The sequence below is a fragment of the Coleofasciculaceae cyanobacterium genome, assembly GCA_036703275.1.
Taxonomy (GTDB): Bacteria; Cyanobacteriota; Cyanobacteriia; order Cyanobacteriales; family Xenococcaceae; genus Waterburya.
On the sequence record DATNPK010000099.1, the window covers coordinates 1 to 18,868 of the forward strand.

Here is an 18,868-nt window from a genome sequence, read left to right on the forward strand (position 1 = left end):
CCTTCCAAGGCGGTCTTGTGTGGGATGAATAGGAACGAAAGATTGTACCGAAAGAACCAGGAGTAGCCGTGTGCGGTGAAAGTCGCAAGCACGGTTTTGAATGGGAGTGTCGAGGAGCGATCCTCGGCTCGACCCCTAACATCTTTAAGCAGTTGTATTTTTTCCTCACGAGTCATCTTCGATGCTGACTCTTTTACTTTTTTGGTGAGTTCTCGAATATCCATAATTCTAGTGCCTCATATATTTAGATTTCTATTCTACCATCACGGTTTTCTAGCATGAAAATTGAAATACAATCGATGATAGAAGCTGCATAAGTCAAATTCATGACATTAAAAAATCCCCCAAATGAATCATGTAAAAATGCCAGTGTCAATTGTGAGTCAACTTTGTACGATGAATTTTTAGCGAGGCTTATCGAGCGACATACACATCAAAGGGAATTTAATATAGATTGTCTAATTGAGCGTTATTTTTCTATGAGCAGCCTGTCCAAATTTGAACAACTAGATCGACTCAAAAGCTGGTTAGATAGTTTTCGACCTCTTTCGCCAATTATTGTTGAGGAACTGAAAAAACTATACGACGTTCAGTTTATCTACAATTCCAATGCAATTGAGGGCAATACTTTAACTCAAAGTGAAACTGAATTAGTTCTATCCAAAGGTATTACTGTCGGTGGCAAAACTTTGATCGAACACCTAGAAGTAATTGGACATAAAGACGCGATTGATTATGTTGAATCTCTATCTCAGCAAAAGCAAGCTTTAGGAGAATGGGAAATCAAGCAAATTCATAACTTAATCCTGAGAAAAATTGCTCCAGAGGAAGCGGGAAAATATAGACAACTAGATGTCAAAGCAGCAGGAACAAACTACTTGTATCCAGCTCATTATCTAATATCTCAATTGATGAATGATTTTATTGATTGGCTCAACTCAGAGGCAGCGCAAAATTTGCATCCCGTGGAATTTGCTACTGTTGCACATTACCGCTTTGTTTCAATTCATCCCTTTCGCGACGGTAATGGAAGAACAGGGAGATTATTAATGAACTTACTATTATTACGTGTGGGATATCCTATTGTGGTTATTTCCAATCAGCAGCGAAATAACTATATTGACGCTATAGCTTACGGACAAAAGAATAGTGATGATGTCAGTCAGCTTGTAGATTTAGTTTTATCAGCGACTAAAAGCTCTTTAATTGAAACACTGAGATTAGTTGTTACTGCTGCTGACAGTCGTGGTAGGGGAAAACCTTTTTATCAAGAAATGATGGCTATTTTAGATGACTAATTTGATATGAATAAAATTGCGTTTACAGAAGATTTGGTGGTTCAAGATTAGTAAAATTAGTAGCCCCATAATGCTTATCAATCATTTTGGCAGATGTTCCTGTCCATCTTCCAATTGCTGTACTGTTGTAATGTGCTTCGACACACATAGTAATAAAGGTATGTCTCGTCTGATAACTCTTGCGATATGGAATTCCAGACTTCTTTAAAATTGATTTCCAAGCTCTGTTCGAGAAATTGTGATGATCTAAGATTTTACCTTGACGACTAGTAAATATAAAAGAATCTGATTTCGTTGAATCAGGTCTGATTTTTTGGAGAATTTCTTTTACCTCAGCATTTATCGGAAAATCTCTTTTCTTTTGAGTTTTCAATCCTTCTTTGCAAACCAATCCAGACTCAGACATAACAATAGCTTGTCGAAACTTAATTACACTCTTAGCAATATGTTTCCACTGCAAGGCAATTGCTTCAGAAGGTCTACATCCAGTGAAGAAAAGAAACCGAACATAAGGCGCATAGTAAGAATAATAGCGATCGCTTTCAAAGGTTTGAATAATCAGATCTCTTTCTTGTTTGGAAAAAGGATTAACATCAGCCTCTTCATCTGTTCCTTTTGGGAGTGAAATTGTCATCAAATCAAATGGATTTGTTTCAATCAAGCCTTCTTTGATAGACCATTTACAACAAGCTTTAAGTTGTGTTAGACATCTTTTAGCAGTACTGACAGTTTTATGTGTAAGCAACCAGTCTCGAATAGCTGATGCCTCATCTAAAGAACGAGTTGGAAAAGCTGCTATATGGTTTCGATATCTTTGGAAATCTTTAGCATAAGTACTTGGACTTACTTGAGGCTTTTTAAACTCGCTATATTTTTGCCACAGCTCATACAAGCTGAGCTTATCAGCTTCGGCAGACAAAGTTAAAGCAATTTTCTCGCGATCGCCAGCCGATTTATATTTTGCAAGTGTAGTGTCAAATTTTTCCTTGAAAATGTCTTGTTCTATTTCTGCTGCTTTTAACTCAGCAAATCTTCGATTGATAAGAGTATCTGATAGTCCAAGGGAAATATAGCGACGTTTGCCGCCAAAACGAAAGCGTAACTGTAGGCGATCGTGAGATTTAAAAACTACTACCGAACCTTTGGAGGATTTTTTGCCAGGAATTTTAGATGTCATCTCAGTAGATGGGTGTAATTATTACACCTTTATCCTGACAAAATTTACACCCAATTTACACCCAAAAATTGTCTAAACTCACCTGAAAATACCCCAAAAAATTTTCTTAGGAGAATTTGCCTTTTAATTACACAAGCCTCCAAAAGCTTCTCAAAAGCTGAATCCAGCGTTATTATTAAAGTGTCAGAGGGGAGACTTGAACTCCCGACCCTCGGCTTATGAGTCCGATGCTCTAACCAACTGAGCTACTCTGACTTGATTCGAGACAATAATGATAAATATAACAAAAATAGGTAATTAAGTAAAATTTATTTCCCGAGGCTAAATCACTATCGATTTGGTATTTATGTACTTATTTAGGATGGGCGATCGCAATTGATGAAGATCGATGCCGATCTCAACAAAACTCAACAGCAGTTATTGTAACCTCCAGAAATTTGGTTAAAATACCCAAGCAAGAGATAATGAATAATAGATTAGTGAAGTAAATTTTCCTGCTATATGGTACAAGCCGATAAGAAACCCAGAGAGTCAGAAACACTTACCATATTTGACTTGAACAGCTATTTAAAACAGCAAAAAGCGATAGTTGAACAGGCATTAGAGCACTCAATTACAGTGGCTAGACCCGAAAAGATATATGAGGCAATGCGCTATTCTTTGCTTGCTGGTGGCAAAAGGCTACGTCCGATTCTGTGTTTGGCAACTTGCAATCTGACTGGTGGCAGGTCAGAAATGGCAATGCCAACTGCCTGTGCTTTGGAAATGATTCATACGATGTCGCTAATTCACGACGATCTTCCCGCAATGGATAATGACGATTTTCGTCGGGGTAAACCAACTAACCATAAAGTGTACGGGGATGATATCGCGATTTTGGCAGGAGATGGTTTATTGGCTTATGCTTTTGAATATGTTGCTACCCAAACTAGAAATGTCGAACCCCAAAATATTCTGCGGGTGGTAGCTTGTTTAGGTCGTACTGTAGGTGCTGCAGGTTTAGTTGGCGGGCAGGTATTAGATCTAGAATCTGAAGGGAAAACAGATATTACCGCCGAGACTTTGAGCTTTATTCATACTCATAAAACAGGGGCGTTATTAGAAGCATCGGTTGTGTCTGGAGCCATACTAGCTAATGCTTCAGAAGCAGACATAAATCGACTATCGCAGTATGCTCAAAATATTGGTCTAGCTTTTCAGATAATTGATGATATTTTAGATATTACGGCCACAGATGAACAGTTAGGCAAAACTGCGGGTAAAGACCTAGAGGCGCAAAAAGCTACTTATCCTAGTTTATGGGGGTTAGAAAAATCCCGGCTCAAAGCACAGGAATTAGTGGATAGTGCGATCGGCCAGTTATCTGTATATGGGGTAAAAGCTGAGCCACTAAGAGCCGTAGCTAACTACATAGTGACTCGCGATCGCTGATAAAATCCACTTATATAAAGTTTTTTGGGGCAAAAAAGACAAACTATGCAGGAAGTTGCTGATATCTTACACAATCAGATATTGTTGATCGCACTTATAGCCTGTATTTCAGCTCAGGGATTGAAGTTAATAATTGATTTAATTACAAGTCGGAAGTTAAACGTTACTTATTTACTCTCTCCAGGCGGAATGCCGAGCGCGCACTCAGCTTTAGTTGGTGCATTGGCAACTAGTGTTGGCTTAACGAAAGGATTATCTTCCGCCGAATTTGCGATCGCCTGTCTATTTGCGATTATTGTCATGTACGATGCAGCAGGGGTTCGTCAAGCAGCGGGAAAACAGGCAAAAATACTCAATCAAATTATTGATGAATTATTTCAGGAAGAACATAACCTTAACGAAGAAAGATTAAAAGAGCTACTGGGACATACTCCTTTTCAGGTTTTAGTCGGTCTTAGCTTGGGAATTGGTATTGCCATGGTCTTTTCCAAATATGTTTGGATAGTTAGTTGAATTGGCGACACTTGCTAACTATAGTCATTCCAACTTAGTTTCCGTGTGTTGATAGATGTTGTTAGAACAGTTAATCCCTTAAGGGCGAAGGGGTTCTTCGCCCTTACCTAATCCTGTGTTTTTATATTGGGCATGACTATAAATGAACTAATTTTGGCCAATATTTGGTTAAAAGCTGCACGAACTTCTAACAGTTCTTTTAACCAAATATTTGATGATGCGATCGCTTGTTCATTTTGTTTTCTTGCTTCAGCAATTTTTTGTTCAATTTCTCCATAAACTTGTCGATCAAATTCGTAAAATTGAATTTCTACCTGATGTTCTAAGTCTTTGGCTAGTTTTTGAAATTGACTAGTAATTTGCCAACGTGCATCAGCCATATCTTGTTCGAGTTTTCTTTCTTTAGATACTTCGAGTAGATCTAAACCCAAAGCACCTACCGCAAAAATTGGACCTAAACATTTAGCAAAGTTACCAATATTTTTAGCCATTCCCACCGCTTGCCAAGGTTTAAACTTGAAGCCGATAGCTTTACCCATACCTAAAACTCTTTGATGTAAGCCACCGCCAGCAACATCAATGCCCCGTAAAAAAACTTTTTTACCAGCAGTGTTTAAGAAACCTCTACTGGCATTTTTCAAAATATTCGCACCTGCAAATTCAGCAATACCATTTAACTTACTAAACTGCTCTCTTAATGCGTCAATATTAATTCCCTCATATATGTGATTTACAAATATATCTAAGGACTTCTGAATATAGGCAATATAAGCTTGAACTAAATCACCTTCTAATACTTTTTCTACTTCTTGCTTTATATCTTCTACTGCTATATCAACGACAGCTTGCATTTCTCGTCCAGCTTTTTCATAGTATTGTTCTGCTTCTAAATTAATTGTTTTCAGCTTGTATTCCCATTCCGTTTCACTACTAACTTTGCCAACATAGTTAGCTAATTCTACTCCTGATTGAGCAATTGCTGAAGCTTGTTTTAAAGCAATACTTTGAATTTTGATTTTGACACGGTTACGTTCATTTTTTACTTGACGAGATAACTGATTGAGAATTTCAAAATATGTTGAATCTCCACCAGAGTTACGAGTAAGTTCGGCTTGTGCTTCGTTAACTGCACTCAAGGCGATACGAACGGGAGTATCTAATTTTGCTAAAAAACCACGACGTTCAACAAACTGATTTAATTCTTGAATAAAGGTTTCAAAACGACTAATTTCACATAAAAATTCATCATCTTCATCAATTCCATCGCAATAGTCTTTAGCATCAATAAAACAAACAGGAAAATCATCAAGAGAATAAGGCTTGACTGCTTCTGCCAAACTGTGACGATAGTTGACAATTTTTTCTGCTTCTTCTCCTGCTTCATCAGACATTTTATTAACTACCAGCATCATTTTCCAAGCATAGCCTTTTTCATAAGCTAGCTTTTTAAAGTTCTCTACCGTAAGAGAATCAAACAGCATATAAGTCAGAGAGAAAACTAATAAATCAGCTTGATCAATTGCCTCATAAGTAATAGCATCATGATCTTTACGCTCTGTAAATAGCCCAGGTGTATCAATTATCTTGATATCATTCCAGTTATAAGCAGTGGTTTTATCTGTAGCAATATCGGCATCAATTTTAATATCTCTTTTGCCTGTAAGTGCTGAAATTATGGTTGATTTACCTGCGCTGTATTGTCCGACAAAAGCAACACTAATTAATCCTTCTCGTTGATAATTCTTTAAATCTTGCTCTAATTTTTCTTTGATATGATGGAGATTTTCATTTGAGTTGTGTGACAGCAAGTTGTTGAAATTATTGCAAGCATTATTAAATTTTTGAGTGAGAGTAGCAGCGTTAAATTTTTAATTTTGATTTATGATTAAATACCTAATAATTTTTAATAGTAAGATATATGTTTAGCTTGCATTTAATTGAGAAAATAATCTTTTTAGTAAACCTCGATTGAGATATCTTCTTGAATAACTTGTTTTATCTCTTCTAAAGATTTTTTAATTTTAATTTTAGTTTTAGTTTGAATAGTTATGCTTTGTCCAAATTTTCGATCAACTTTGGCAATTACTTTATTGCTGCTTTCAATGGTTCAAAGGTTCGTATTCATCTTTTGACCAATCAATTATGCGTTTGGCATATCCACAGTTAAGATAATTAACAGTTGCATCTAGACTATTTTGTGCTTTTTCTAATTGATTTGATATATTATTTAAACCTCCTAATAGTTCATTAAAATAACTGTTGATATTTTTAGATACATCAGAACAATATTTTTCAAGATTTTCAACTGCCTTGTCAATAATAGCTCGTCTTTGCTTCAAGACTTGATAGCGAAGAGAACGTTGAATTTGTTCTACAGCTTTACGGCGTTTTTCTTGTTTCGATGTAAACAAGTTGGACATCAAACTTATACCTAAACCAATAGCTCCTAATGCAGCACCTATGGGAGCAGCAATTAGTCCTAAAGGCGCAAAAGCAGCTATCAATACTATTAATCCTCCTCCCATCTGAAGCAAAGTTTTTATATTAAATGTATCTTGGCTGTTTAATTTAAAGTTACCAACATTCAATTTAGAAGCAAGCTCTAATTCTCTACCTATCTCTTTTAATGATTCTTTGATTTCTTGCTTGAATTTCTCTACGGCTTCCTCATTAGATAACTGAAGTCGCTTTTCAAGTCTAATGTCTTGTATTTTTTGTTTCCAAGCTCGATTTAATTCACGTTTATCTGCTTCCCAATGGTTTTCGGAAAATTGAGGAATGGTATTAAGAAGATCCTGAAAAATAACTTTAATTTGTTGCTCTAAATATTCACAACTATCTCTTTGAGCTTTTCTAATATCCTCACGAATAGTTTCTTGCTTGGACTTTAAAGTATTACTAAAACTTTTATAAGCTTGTTTTTCTTCGGTTATCCATTTATCGGGTTTTTTAATTGAACCAATAGTAGAACCTAAAAAAGTTTGCGATCGCCTGATTGCACCGTGCTTAATTAAAGATTCCCGAATTGAGTCAAGGAAGTCTTGTATTCTACTAGCTTTATAAAGCTTATCTTTATTTTCTTGATGTTCTGCATCACTAGATAATTGTGCAGCTAACAGCATTACAGGAACAATATCAAAATAGTCATTATAGTTTTTACTTACATGACGGCGAATACGATCTATGTGTCCACTAATGCTACTTTCCCCATCCTTGGTAAATAGTTTATTAGGGTTTTTCAGAAAGTGTTGTAAGCGTTTGGAATCGCAAAGATTATGTTTAAGATTGAGAATAATAATTAAAGGTTTTGCTTTTTCTTTTAATTGCTCTAAAAACTTAAACTCTGTTTCTTGAATACTGTCATTAGTAACGACATAACCAATAACATCAGCTTCATCAACAATACTTTTAGCAATCTCCTCATCATCTCTTCCCCCAGCATCAGCAGCACCAATACCAGGAGTATCAATAATCCGAATGTTTTTCCATTCATAAATACGATTAAAGCGAGTCGTGCGCTGTTTTCCTACTCCAATTGATTCCCAACCATCTTGGGTAATAATTGAATGCAGTGTACTTTTACCTGCTTTAGTTCTTCCCATGAAGGCGATAGTAAAATAGCTTAAAGCTCTTTGTTTGGCTTGATGCGATTCTTTAACTCGATCTAATTTTTTAATAATTTCTGCTTCGAAAGATTTTTTACTGTCTTCAAGTTGCTTGACGACTTCTTTGCCAGTTATACCTTTACTATTGTTGTTTTTAATTCTGCTAATTACTGATTCCAAATTAGAATTTAAAGTGTTGAGAGTTTTTTCCGTTTTCTGAAAAGCTAATTCTGCATACTTATAATCTTCTTGAGCAATCTGGCTACAGCTTTCAACTGCTTTAATGTATTCTTCTCCAATCAGCAGTGTTTCCTGTTTGACCTTCGCTTTTCGACTATCGGCAAATTTTTCGGCGCATTGTCGATGCCAATCAATTTCTTCTTCTGACCAATTCCAAATTTTGCCTATTTTGTGAATTAACTCTTTTTCTAAAAAAGCAAAATCTCCATCAACATGAGCCATTGCCAGAATCTGTCGAATTAATTCTGATTGTTGGCTTGTAGAAATAAAATTTATAATTTTGTCTACGGTAAGATGATTCGGATCTTGTGCAAAAATCTTGTCCATCTCATCTTTAGTCTGTTGTGAGTTAGCGCGATCGCTTAATTCATTAAGATATTTAATCTCTTCAGAATGAATTTGTTTATCTGCACAGATAAGATGAGTAAGTAATAAAAATCCGTAATCTAATTGCTCTGAGACAAGTGGAGAGTTAGACATGGATAACTTAATTCTCAATGGTAATTGCTTTAATCTATAGTTCCCGATTCAATAAACAATCAATACAACCTGATTAGAGAACCCTAAGCCTATAACTATTGATTTATCGCTCTTGCTCAGATAAATAAATTTTTTGGGGCTGTTTACTCGCAGTATTTCGTTAGTCCAAACTACAGACATAACCCCTAAATAAGCATTAAAGCTATTGGCAGTTTGACTAGGTAAAGCTATTCGTGTAAAACAACAATCAATCATCAAAGATGTTTTACAGTGTTAAATATAAGTTTTTCAGAACGGATAAACTGGTCAAAACTTTGTCATCGCCTGAGTTTGGGCTTGGTTTTTATCGGTGTCTTGGTTCGCCTAGTTCAGTATCTGAGCAATCGTTCACTTTGGGGTGATGAAGTCAATCTGGCTTTGAACATTATCGATCGCTCCTACGGGGAATTATCTCAACCATTGGATAACAATCAGGCAGCACCGTTAGGATTTCTCTGGGTTGAAAAGTTAGCCACACAGATCGGGGGAAATAGTGAATATGCTTTAAGGCTATTACCCTTTATTGCCAGTATCGTATCTTTGAGTCTATTTTATCGACTGGTACGCCGATACAGCTCAGCTTTAGCTGCACCTATAGCGATCGCTTTGTTGGCTGGGGGTCGTTACACGCTTTACTTTGCTACAGAATTGAAGCCTTATTCTAGCGATCTAGCGATCGCCCTGATTTTATTTTGGTTACTAACTTCAGCGCCTCAGCAAATTTTGCCAGTAAAAACAAGAATTAGTTTTGCCTGTTTAGGCGGCTTGGCTATTTGGTTTTCTTATCCCTCCATTTTCGTTTTAGCGGGTTTGGCAGGCTGGAATCTGGTAACCGCTGAAAAAAGATACTTAGCTAAAATTCTCATCAATCGAAGCGGCATATATTTAACCTGGCTGGTTAGCTTTGGTTTATTCTATTTCCTAACCATTGCTAATACTTTAAACAACGAAGATTTAAATTCATCTTGGGAGTCGCGATATCCAGATTCTTTTGGCGATATTATCTGGTTGTTTGATGCTTTGGGCAGGTTTTTTTATCATCCAATGGGTTTTGTGGGCGTAACTGATGGGATCGGCATCTTTGCCTTTATTGTGGGCTGTATTATCTGGTATCGCCATAACCGAACTATCTTTTTAGCTTTAATTGCTCCTTTTATTGCCACCATAATTGCTGCTTACCTCCATAAATATCCTTTTCGCGATCGCTTGATTCTCTTTTTAGCTCCCTTGGGAATGATCATTGTCGCCGAAGGGATTGCGTTTATGCTGATCAAATTGAGCCGAGTTAATCGAGCTAATGCCCCAAAATTTGCTTGGCTGTTTGGCTTACTAGGAATTGTCTGTCTTTGCGCCTTAACTTTTCCCGCAATTTATCGCGCTGGCAATTTGATTATTCACCCTGAATTAAAACATGAGGTCAAACCAGTATTGAGCTATGTTGCCCAGCACAATCAACCAGGAGATAAAATTTACGTCTATGAAGAGGGAAGTCAAGCCTTTGCTTACTATCTGCAATTAAAAAACTATTCAGATTTAGATTACATTTACGGTACAGCTAACTTTTCCTCTAAGGAGCAAAAATTATCAGCTAAGCTGCGGGAATTGAGCGAAGATCTCCAACCGCTAAAAAATCATCCAGTTTGGTTTATACTCCGCGCCGAGCGTCCAGAAGAGCTAGAAATACTTCGCTATCTCGATCAAATCGGTCAGCAGCAAGATGCTTACAAACATACTGGAGCATCAGCCTATCTTTACGATTTGAATAATTTCAATTAATTATAGAGCAGCAGTAAATTTTCTTATCCCAGTCGACACTGAATGAATACTAGTTATCAATCCCTGTCTTTAAATCCACAAGCTCGCACTCAAAAAGTTATTGTGGCTCATTATCATCTATTTAAAAATGCTGGAACATCTGTAGACGCTATTTTAGCCAAGAATTTTGGCTCGAATTGGAGCAAGATTGAGTTTGACAAGATCGATCGCCAATCAAATTCTCAGCTAGTGCAAAATTGGCTATCAAATCATCAGTCAATCTCGGCTTTTTCATCTCATACCGCTCTATTTCCTTTGCCGACTATAGCTAATATTTCTCTGATACCGATTGTCTTTCTACGCCATCCAATCGCTCGCCTCTGGTCTGTCTATAAATTTGAACGCAAGCATAAAAAGATTCTCAATGAAAGTATCAAACTAGCTCAAGAACATGATTTTACTGGCTATCTCAACTATCAATTAGACCAGACTCACAATAGATCCTGTCGCAATTTTCAGACCTATAGATTTTCTTGGTTAAATCCTCAACAAAACTTGACCGAATTACAACAGGCGTTGCATGGTTTAGATTCTTTGCCCATAGTAGGAATTGTCGAGGAGTTTGACTTATCAATGAAGCGTTATCAACAGGCGATCGCTCAATATTACCCATCTTTTCAGGTAAAATCGGTACATAAAAACATTACCTCTCAGCCAAACTTATCTTTAGCCGAAAAACTCGATCTGATTCGTTCCAATTTAGATCGGGCAACCTATCAAAAATTGCTTGACTCTAATTGTGACGACCTTAAACTATATCAAGCAGCTAAGCGCAAATTATTGAACTCCAAGGTAACAAAAGCTTACCTTAGTTGTCTTTAAGCTTAAACTGGTCAAACTTAATCGCGGCAGAATTTGGCTGACGAGTATCATAGCGATAGCTACTAACTATTCCTGTTGCGGTATTAAAAATACTAAAGACTGTAATATCGTTACTGGCAATATAGGGTAACGGTTGCCCAGAATCATCAACCAAAGGAGCAATATTGGGGACAATAGGCGGTAAACCGTGGGGATTTCCCGTTGCAGCAAAGTTTTGCGGACTATAGGTGGGAATTTCGCGTCGATTATCTCCTAAGTGCGCTCCATAACTATTACCGACGTTCGAGGATTCTAAGAAATGCATCCCTGAATTACTTTGAAACCGATTCCAAAGATGGGAATGTCCATAATAAACTAGCTGTACCCCTGCCGATTCTAAAAGAGGAATTAAATCGCGAATGATATAGTCATTTTCAATCGGGTAATCATAATAACGAGACTGCACCTCTCCATCTTCCGAGTAATATAATTTGGGTTGCGGATCGGTATAGGGCGGAACAATGTTTCCTCCAAGGGTGTGGGGTGGATGATGCAGCATGACTATTTTATATTTAGCCTGCTGGTAAGCTTGGCTTTGCAATTGCTGGGTTAACCACTCATATTGAGGACTACCTTGGGCGATTGGTTCAAAAATATGTTGTCCATATCCCCAGGTTTTGGGCTTGTTTAAGTCGGTATTGCTTTCTTTATATCTACCCTGAACATCGGCTTCTAAGCTGGAACTACGCCAAATATTGGTAACATAAAGCGAGATTAGTCTAATATCGCCAAAGGTTGTCGCATAATAACGTTCCCCCCCAGTGCTACTTTTGGGCAGAGTAAAAATCTCTTCGTAGGTATCAGTGTTAAAAGAATTGTTCTTAATCCAGTCTGCCTCTACCCGCGGATTATTGGTCGGATTGACTTTAGCAGTCGATTGATAAAATTCTTTGGCTACCTGACGAGGATGAGGTTGGTTAAATTCTTGTTTGAGCGTACTATCAGGGGATACTTTTCCCATCACTTCGTGATTGCCTATTGCGGTAAAAAGAGGCGCGTGCTGAATTATTTGTCCTCCATGATAGGTAGTCGTAATACCATTACTTTCGAGCTTATAGTTGGCTTTCCCTTGCAGACTGGGAAAAAATGCTCCACCGCGAAGGTCATCAAACCATTCTGACGCGCGATCGGCAATATTAACTAAGTCTCCTGGAAAAAAAACCGCATCGACTTGACCGACAGTTTTTACCACCTGTTCTAAATTAGCAGTGGTCATCGGCATTAACTGATGATCGGAAGTAAGGAGAATTTGAAGTGAAGTACCAACTGTAGGCTGGCTGGCAAGGGTAAAGCGATCGCTCTTTACAACTTGTCGCTCCTGAATGCTTTCAACCTTATATGGTACTCGCTGATTGGGAGTTAAACCTGTAACTACGGCTTCGTGTCGCCAGATATCTCTAAAAGATTTAGCCTGAGGGTTATCTAGTTGAGAATCTCGATCTTCGCGTACGCGACTTAACTTAGTGGTACTAGCGATCGCTTGTTGTCTTAATTGCTTCCCATATTTAACCACATGGCGATCGCCTTTAAATTCTGTAAACCAGACTACATTCACACTATTTTCAGTAGGTAACTGTAGAAAAGGATCGCTCAAAAGCGAGATCTCGTTAGCTGTTTCTAGCTGTTTTTGAGAGGCAAAGGTCATAGATAAATTATTAATAGCGATCGTCGTAAAGATTGTCAGAGACAGCAATACTAGTTTAGCGATTTTCATTGACTCAACTAACTATTTGAACCTGTTTGTCGAGGTAGATTTATTTTTGGGTAAAGTAGGGCTTTCAATAGGTCAATACTTACTAGATATTATCGATCAGTAAAATTAACTATTAGTTCAATAACTTACCTATAAATCGGGTAAAAACGTACCTGAATAAAGCTTTTCAACCATTATAAATGGTGATTATCAAACGTCTTTATAAAGTTAAGGTTACGAGATAATCTAATAAAATTATGATTAACTAAATTTGTTATTTTTATTTTTTACAGCTTAAAATGTATGCGCAATAACGACTTGAGCTTTTATTTGTGATTAATTATCTGCTACTCTTAATAATGAATTAATTCCACTCAAACCTTTTGGTATCAGATAAATTGGCGTTTTATAGGTGCTTTAATGCTGGTTTTTAAGAGTTTGATAAAGCAAATAAAAGTCCTAGATATTTTTAACTAAAAGAGTCTATAATGATAATTAAGAAATAAAGTAATTCTACTAGGTTATTTAACCAAGAATATAGTAAAGCCGATCAATAAACTTGCTGCTGGATAAGCTTTTTTAGCTGTTTTTAGGTCGCCTGAGGATTATGGATTTTTGTGTGTTTTGTGGTATCCTTCATTGTCCCACGCTCGATTAATTGAGCAGTGGGATTTTTTATCTTTAGGGCTAGGAATTTCACGCTGTTTCTTACCAGATAAAGGTTAATAGCTAATAACTATATGCCCTAAAGGACTAGCCCTAAAGGATTAGCTCCTTACGTCGCGTCCTCCGCGTCGTCCTTTAGGACAAACCAATAAATCGTAATTAAGTAAATTTACATGCAGTCTTAGAAATACTTACCTGTAAATACTTCGGTAGCTGGACCTGTCATATAAACCCGATTATCGGCTGCGGACCAATTAATCTGTAAACATCCTCCAGGTAGTTCTACTGTGCAGGAGCGAGCGCACATATTATTTAACACTCCAGCTACCACCGAGGCACAAGCGCCAGTACCGCAGGCGAGGGTAATTCCAGCACCTCGTTCCCAAACGCGCATCTTAACGTAGTCTGGTCTGATTACTTGAATAAACTCGGTATTGGTACGCTGGGGAAAGGCGGAATGATGTTCAAACAGGGGGCCAATTTCTTCTAGGGCGATCGCGTCGCTGTCTTCAACAAAAGTAATACAGTGAGGATTTCCCATGTTGACAGTGGTAACCGACCAAGTGCGATCGCCAACTTCTAGAGGTTGGGCAATAACCTTGCCCTCAACAGCGCCAAGCGTAGTGGGGATTTTGGCTGCGGTTAATTCGGGTTCTCCCATGTCTACCGTAACCTCGCCATTGCTGGTTAGCTTAGGAACAATTACCCCTGCTAGGGTCTGAATTTTATAAGACTGATTAACTGCTGAATTTCCTTCTAGTTGGGCAATAAACTTCGCCAGACAGCGGATGCCATTGCCACACATTTCTGGTTCAGAACCATCACAATTGTATATTCTCATGGTGTAATCTGTCTTTTCTGTTCCTGGTAGCACAAAAATTACGCCATCACCGCCAATACCAAAATGCCGATCACACATTTTGATTGCTTGTTCAGGGTCAATAATTGGTTCGCTATTATGGCGATTATCAATCAAAATAAAATCATTGCCTAATCCCTGGTATTTGCTAAACTCGATTACCATCTTTGATTTTCCTCAAAACAATACGAGAACTGAAAAACATGACTGAATTTGATACTGCTTTACCTGGCGTAAGACAAATCCAAAACTTTATTCAAGAAAAGCAGGAAGTTGAACTCAAGCTAATTACCGACGATTTAGTCATTGGCAAAATTACTTGGCAAGATGCTGATTGTCTCTGTTTAATGGATCATTACAACCAGCAAACGCTCATTTGGCGACAAGCATTAGTTTATCTCAAAGCCAAAGGATAATAGCTATAGACTTTTTGAAGTACCTTTTTATTTTTAACAGTGTAGAGTGGGCAATTGCCCACCTTGTAATTAGCGAAAACTAAGACAGTTTACTTTTGACTAGTGCCTGAATTTTTTTGCCATCAGCTTTGCCTTTTAGCTGCTTCATGGCAGGGCCCATTACCTTGCCCAAATCTTTGATTGTAGCTGAACCAGAAGCGGCGATCAGATCGTCAATAATAGTTTCTAATTCGCGATCGCTTATTTGTTCGGGTAGATAGGTTTCAATTATGGCTAGCTCTTGACTTTCCTTTTCTGCCAGATCGTCTCTGCCTGCATTATGAAACTGCTCGATAGAATCACGGCGTTGTTTTGCCTGTTGGGAAAGTAATTCTATTTCTTGTTCTGAGGTAAGGCTATCTTGACCCTTCGGACGTAGTTCTACTTCTTTATCTAAGATGGCTTTTTTAATGCTGCGTACCGTTTGGAGGCGAATTTTGTCTTTCGCCTTCATTGCCGTTTTAATGTCTTCTCCAATTTGATCTTTAAGACTCATCTTCCTATCCATTACATGAGCTAACTATTATAAAATACTTTTTACGTAATACAAAAGAAATCATCTTAACTGCGATCGATTCATGAAAATTTAAGATGGGATCAAACTTTTTTTTAGATCGAGTCAGAGATGACTCACTTCAGACGTATAATGCTTTGATAAACCTAAATTGCAGCTTATAGTGACATCCACCACAGACAAATTAAAACCAGATTGGGCAGGAGAAGATTTACTTTCTCGCTTAGTCAACCTTTTAATTAAAACCAAGCCAATTTATGGCGTGATGCAACACCAAGCGCGACAGGTGTTGATCAAAACCGCCGAAAAAAATGGTATCCCCTGGCGCGACAATTACCAAAAGTTAGAGCAATCTTCCGCTAAAGATTTGTTAGCTGTTTTGACTAACCAGGAAATAGTTTATCCCGATTATTATCAAGTACCCTTTCATGCTTATGACAAAGGTAATCTTTGTTGGCAAGCAGCTTTTGAAGCAGCTTCGGCAACATACTCTATGGCATTACGGGTGTGGAAAGATGAGGAGATTACCTGGCAAGATGCACAGCAACGACTGCGCTATAGCTTTTATCAAATATTAGAGCAATATACTCCTGCAAAGGTTACTAATATTTTAGATATAGGTTGTTCTGTCGGTATTTCTACACTAACACTGCATCAATACTTTTCTCAAAAGCAAGACAGCGCGATTAACACCATTGGTTTAGATTTGTCTCCCTATATGTTAGCAGTAGCGAAAACAACCGATACTCAACAAGAAATCGACCAATGGATTCATGGTTTGGGCGAATCAACAGGGTTAGCGGATAATTCCCTAGATTTAGTAACTCTGCAATTTGTCATTCATGAATTACCTCGCCAGGCAACAAAAGAGATTTTTCAAGAAGTGTTACGCATCCTTAAGCCAGGCGGAATTATCGCCATAGTAGATAATAATCCTGCTTCGCCAGTAATTCAAAGTTTACCTCCTGTACTGTTTACCCTAATGAAAAGTACTGAACCTTGGAGTGACGATTACTATACTTTTGATGTGGAAGCTGCTATCGAGGAAGTAGGTTTTGAGTATCAAACTACCGTAGCCAGCGATCCGCGCCATCGAACTATGATTGGTATCAAACCTAGTTAATTGCCAAATTTATTACAGTATGTAGTCTTTTATAGCTTTAAAATTGTCGATACATCTATGACAATGCTATTAGCAATAACTAGTGTTTTTAACAAAGCGATCGCCATTGACTAAAAAATATTGTGAAGTATTAATGTGTTTGGCGATCGCTTTGCGCCATAGAGGTTTCAGAGACTAAAATTTGTCTACCAATTTTAGCTTTAAACCCCCTGAAAAATACAAAACAAACCTTGCTTATTGAGAATTAGGAACGGTTTCAAAATATTTCTACAAACAACAAAACCCTCTCAATGAGAAGGTTTCAATGTATCGGAGCGGCGGGATTTGAACCCACGACCCCCACTACCCCAAAGTGGTACGCTACCAAGCTGCGCTACGCCCCGTTGTTTGCCTGAAACTAAATTGTACGGGTTTGCGTGGTTTTATGCAAGCAGTTTGGCGAAAGGGGCAGGGCAAACGCATACTAATAATTGAGAGATCCTGAAAATGGTACTACCTTTTCTTTTTTGGCTGAATCAGTAAAGGCGATCGCCACATTGCTAATAGAGATATTAGCCACCGTCAAACTTACTCCATCGGGTAAGGAATTGAGATGAAATGAGCCTGATATCAATCTGAGTATTCAAGGTTTGTTGTTGGATATTTTTGGTAGCAACGTTCGTCAAACCAAGTCTATATTTTTGTATTGAGTCGAGATCGCTTTAAAACAATCGGCAATGAAATTGATAATTCGCTATGCAGTCGAGTATTTTTATTCCCGTCTCATTTCTATTACTTCAGTGACATTAGTCAATTTGCCAAATACAGCATAAATAGGCATCTTTAGCCTTCTTTTTGGCAAATTCATAGTAAATGTCAGTAAATTCCTAGTGGTGGTTTATTCAAGTCCAAAAATAGGATTGTAAGAAATTACATCAGTGATTTACCTTACCTGTATTTTTAGTAGATAAACAGTTTTGACAAACAACTGCACGGCGATCGCGACTGGAAATAGTGTTAAGTCTTGGCAACAGTTTGGTTTAAACTTAGCCTCGCGGATCTACGGTGGGCGAGATGTGGTAATTGCCATTGATTTAACCGAAAGTGTCGGTTTAAATGCTGAAGGGCGTTTACGCTTAACTCAAATTATTGAAGATAGTTTGCGATCGGGAGATACAGTCTATGTTGTGCCTTTTGCCTCTGTGGTTAATCCCCTACAACCTGATATTAATCCTTTAACCAAGCAACAGGGGATTAAATTTAGAGGGAAACCAGCAGATATTGAATCTATTCTCAACGTTCTTCCTTTTGAATCGGAAATTAATCTCAATAACACAGATATTCAAAACGCCGAGTTATTTGCTTATCGTGGACTCGCACAGCTTAATCAATGTCGTCTGGGGGAAAATACTGCACTTAAGCCCCAGTCTATTGTTTGGTTAACAGATGCACCTCTATTGACTAAGCCTGGAATTGATTCGGCTACTTGGGTGGAAACTCCCGCAACTAGTCCTTTTCGTCTTTTAAATTCTCCTGCTAGCAAAGAGAGACAAAGCTGGTTAGAAGCTTTACCTATCAAAGAGCGATCGCAAACTATTACTACCGATAATAATCGCTCTTATCAGCTTTCGGTAGTGGATCTTGCTCCTACTGTACAGGAATTTTGTACCCCTACACCAGGAGGCAAAGAAACCTGCTTGGTAACGCCTTACTTGGCTAAATTACTACTATTTCCCACCTTAATAACAATTAGTTTATTAGTTGCTGGTTGTTTTTGGGGGAAATATTTAATAAGTGTTAACAAAAGATGGAGACTTAAGATTAGCTTTGAATCTGATCGAGATAAGGAAGAACAAGTTTGTTATTTAAAAAATAAGCAAAAAATTGCTATTGGCGATGAAAATTTAAACTCGATTTATTGTCCTGGAAATGAGATCAGAGGGTATTTACACAGAAAAGGTAATCGTCTTCATTTGATTCCTTTGAAAAGCCAGCCAGTTTTTTATCGCGAACAAGAAGTAAAGAAAGATATAGCCATTGAACGTAATAGTTTTAGGCTTAATTGCCCTTTCGAAGACAAAAACTTCGACCTTGCTATTAAATTAATTAAATAAATAAGC

16 protein-coding genes and 2 tRNA genes are annotated in these 18,868 nt (G+C 37.7%); 8 read left to right on the forward strand and 10 right to left on the reverse strand.

Going from position 1 to position 18,868, the window contains the following annotated elements:
- Positions 1-224: hypothetical protein (locus V6C71_21790; GenBank protein HEY9771092.1), on the reverse strand; the 224-nt coding region annotated here is incomplete at its 3' end.
- A 255-nt stretch (positions 225-479) separates the two neighbouring features.
- On the opposite strand from V6C71_21790, the gene V6C71_21795 reads away from it, so the two are divergent.
- Positions 480-1,298, forward strand: coding sequence for a Fic family protein (locus tag V6C71_21795; protein HEY9771093.1), 819 nt, complete (start codon positions 480-482; stop codon positions 1,296-1,298).
- Between the two features lie 22 nt (positions 1,299-1,320).
- Here V6C71_21795 and V6C71_21800 read toward each other — a convergent pair whose 3' ends face one another.
- Both V6C71_21800 and V6C71_21805 read right to left on the reverse strand, forming a co-directional pair.
- Positions 1,321-2,475 (reverse strand): tyrosine-type recombinase/integrase, encoded by a 1,155-nt coding sequence (locus V6C71_21800; GenBank protein ID HEY9771094.1) that lies wholly within the window; start codon positions 2,473-2,475, stop codon positions 1,321-1,323.
- A gap of 181 nt (positions 2,476-2,656) precedes the next feature.
- Positions 2,657-2,730: transfer RNA gene (locus V6C71_21805), tRNA-Met, on the reverse strand.
- A 246-nt stretch (positions 2,731-2,976) separates the two neighbouring features.
- Between V6C71_21805 and V6C71_21810 the strand changes: the two genes are divergently transcribed.
- Both V6C71_21810 and V6C71_21815 read left to right on the forward strand, forming a co-directional pair.
- Complete coding sequence (locus V6C71_21810) at positions 2,977-3,906, forward strand: farnesyl diphosphate synthase (GenBank protein HEY9771095.1); 930 nt, start codon at positions 2,977-2,979, stop codon at positions 3,904-3,906.
- 45 nt (positions 3,907-3,951) lie between these two features.
- On the forward strand, positions 3,952-4,419 hold the full coding sequence (locus V6C71_21815; GenBank protein HEY9771096.1) for a divergent PAP2 family protein: 468 nt from the start codon (positions 3,952-3,954) through the stop codon (positions 4,417-4,419).
- A 107-nt stretch (positions 4,420-4,526) separates the two neighbouring features.
- Here the strand turns inward: V6C71_21815 and V6C71_21820 are convergent, their stop codons facing one another.
- The gene (locus V6C71_21820; GenBank protein HEY9771097.1) at positions 4,527-6,227 is read right to left on the reverse strand and encodes a GTPase; all 1,701 of its coding nucleotides are present in this window, start codon (positions 6,225-6,227) and stop codon (positions 4,527-4,529) included.
- Positions 6,228-6,518: 291 nt separating this feature from the next.
- Positions 6,519-8,744 carry a GTPase gene (locus V6C71_21825; protein ID HEY9771098.1) on the reverse strand — a complete coding sequence of 742 codons (2,226 nt, stop codon included), beginning with the start codon at positions 8,742-8,744 and terminating at the stop codon, positions 6,519-6,521.
- A gap of 270 nt (positions 8,745-9,014) precedes the next feature.
- Between V6C71_21825 and V6C71_21830 the strand changes: the two genes are divergently transcribed.
- Together V6C71_21830 and V6C71_21835 are read left to right on the forward strand one after the other, a co-directional pair.
- Positions 9,015-10,559, forward strand: coding sequence for a glycosyltransferase family 39 protein (locus V6C71_21830; protein ID HEY9771099.1), 1,545 nt, complete (start codon positions 9,015-9,017; stop codon positions 10,557-10,559).
- A 42-nt stretch (positions 10,560-10,601) separates the two neighbouring features.
- Entirely contained in the window at positions 10,602-11,420 is an 819-nt protein-coding gene (locus V6C71_21835) for a sulfotransferase family 2 domain-containing protein (protein HEY9771100.1), read from the forward strand.
- Here V6C71_21835 and V6C71_21840 read toward each other — a convergent pair.
- On the reverse strand, positions 11,407-13,173 hold the full coding sequence (locus V6C71_21840; GenBank protein ID HEY9771101.1) for a fibronectin type III domain-containing protein: 1,767 nt from the start codon (positions 13,171-13,173) through the stop codon (positions 11,407-11,409). The genes V6C71_21835 and V6C71_21840 overlap by 14 nt on opposite strands.
- Before the next feature lie 826 nt (positions 13,174-13,999).
- Complete coding sequence (dapF, locus tag V6C71_21845; GenBank protein ID HEY9771102.1) at positions 14,000-14,842, reverse strand: diaminopimelate epimerase; 843 nt, start codon at positions 14,840-14,842, stop codon at positions 14,000-14,002.
- Between the two features lie 38 nt (positions 14,843-14,880).
- Between dapF and V6C71_21850 the strand changes: the two genes are divergently transcribed.
- Positions 14,881-15,093 (forward strand): RNA-binding protein hfq, encoded by a 213-nt coding sequence (locus tag V6C71_21850; protein ID HEY9771103.1) that lies wholly within the window; start codon positions 14,881-14,883, stop codon positions 15,091-15,093.
- Positions 15,094-15,172: 79 nt separating this feature from the next.
- Here the strand turns inward: V6C71_21850 and V6C71_21855 are convergent, their stop codons facing one another.
- On the reverse strand, positions 15,173-15,628 hold the full coding sequence (locus V6C71_21855) for a GatB/YqeY domain-containing protein (GenBank protein HEY9771104.1): 456 nt from the start codon (positions 15,626-15,628) through the stop codon (positions 15,173-15,175).
- A 181-nt stretch (positions 15,629-15,809) separates the two neighbouring features.
- Between V6C71_21855 and V6C71_21860 the strand changes: the two genes are divergently transcribed.
- Complete coding sequence (locus V6C71_21860) at positions 15,810-16,769, forward strand: class I SAM-dependent methyltransferase (GenBank protein ID HEY9771105.1); 960 nt, start codon at positions 15,810-15,812, stop codon at positions 16,767-16,769.
- A gap of 309 nt (positions 16,770-17,078) precedes the next feature.
- On the opposite strand, the gene V6C71_21865 is transcribed toward V6C71_21860, so the two are convergent.
- Positions 17,079-17,152: transfer RNA gene (locus V6C71_21865), tRNA-Pro, on the reverse strand.
- Between the two features lie 80 nt (positions 17,153-17,232).
- Positions 17,233-17,382, reverse strand: coding sequence for a hypothetical protein (locus V6C71_21870; GenBank protein ID HEY9771106.1), 150 nt, complete (start codon positions 17,380-17,382; stop codon positions 17,233-17,235).
- A 343-nt stretch (positions 17,383-17,725) separates the two neighbouring features.
- On the opposite strand from V6C71_21870, the gene V6C71_21875 reads away from it, so the two are divergent.
- Positions 17,726-18,862: a hypothetical protein gene (locus V6C71_21875; protein ID HEY9771107.1), complete on the forward strand. Its 1,137-nt coding sequence runs from the start codon at positions 17,726-17,728 to the stop codon at positions 18,860-18,862.
- Positions 18,863-18,868: the final 6 nt, after the last annotated feature.

What these genes read in the sequence shown, in the direction of transcription:
- V6C71_21825 (HEY9771098.1), bottom strand. Translation starts at nt 8,744, where the DNA reads ATGTCTAACTCTCCACTTGTCTCAGAGCAATTAGATTACGGATTTTTA.
- dapF (HEY9771102.1), bottom strand. Translation starts at nt 14,842, where the DNA reads ATGGTAATCGAGTTTAGCAAATACCAGGGATTAGGCAATGATTTTATT.
- V6C71_21800 (HEY9771094.1), bottom strand. Translation starts at nt 2,475, where the DNA reads ATGACATCTAAAATTCCTGGCAAAAAATCCTCCAAAGGTTCGGTAGTA.
- V6C71_21855 (HEY9771104.1), bottom strand. Translation starts at nt 15,628, where the DNA reads ATGAGTCTTAAAGATCAAATTGGAGAAGACATTAAAACGGCAATGAAG.
- V6C71_21835 (HEY9771100.1), top strand. Translation starts at nt 10,602, where the DNA reads ATGAATACTAGTTATCAATCCCTGTCTTTAAATCCACAAGCTCGCACT.
- V6C71_21810 (HEY9771095.1), top strand. Translation starts at nt 2,977, where the DNA reads ATGGTACAAGCCGATAAGAAACCCAGAGAGTCAGAAACACTTACCATA.
- V6C71_21815 (HEY9771096.1), top strand. Translation starts at nt 3,952, where the DNA reads ATGCAGGAAGTTGCTGATATCTTACACAATCAGATATTGTTGATCGCA.
- V6C71_21840 (HEY9771101.1), bottom strand. Translation starts at nt 13,173, where the DNA reads ATGAAAATCGCTAAACTAGTATTGCTGTCTCTGACAATCTTTACGACG.
- V6C71_21795 (HEY9771093.1), top strand. Translation starts at nt 480, where the DNA reads ATGAGCAGCCTGTCCAAATTTGAACAACTAGATCGACTCAAAAGCTGG.
- V6C71_21850 (HEY9771103.1), top strand. Translation starts at nt 14,881, where the DNA reads ATGACTGAATTTGATACTGCTTTACCTGGCGTAAGACAAATCCAAAAC.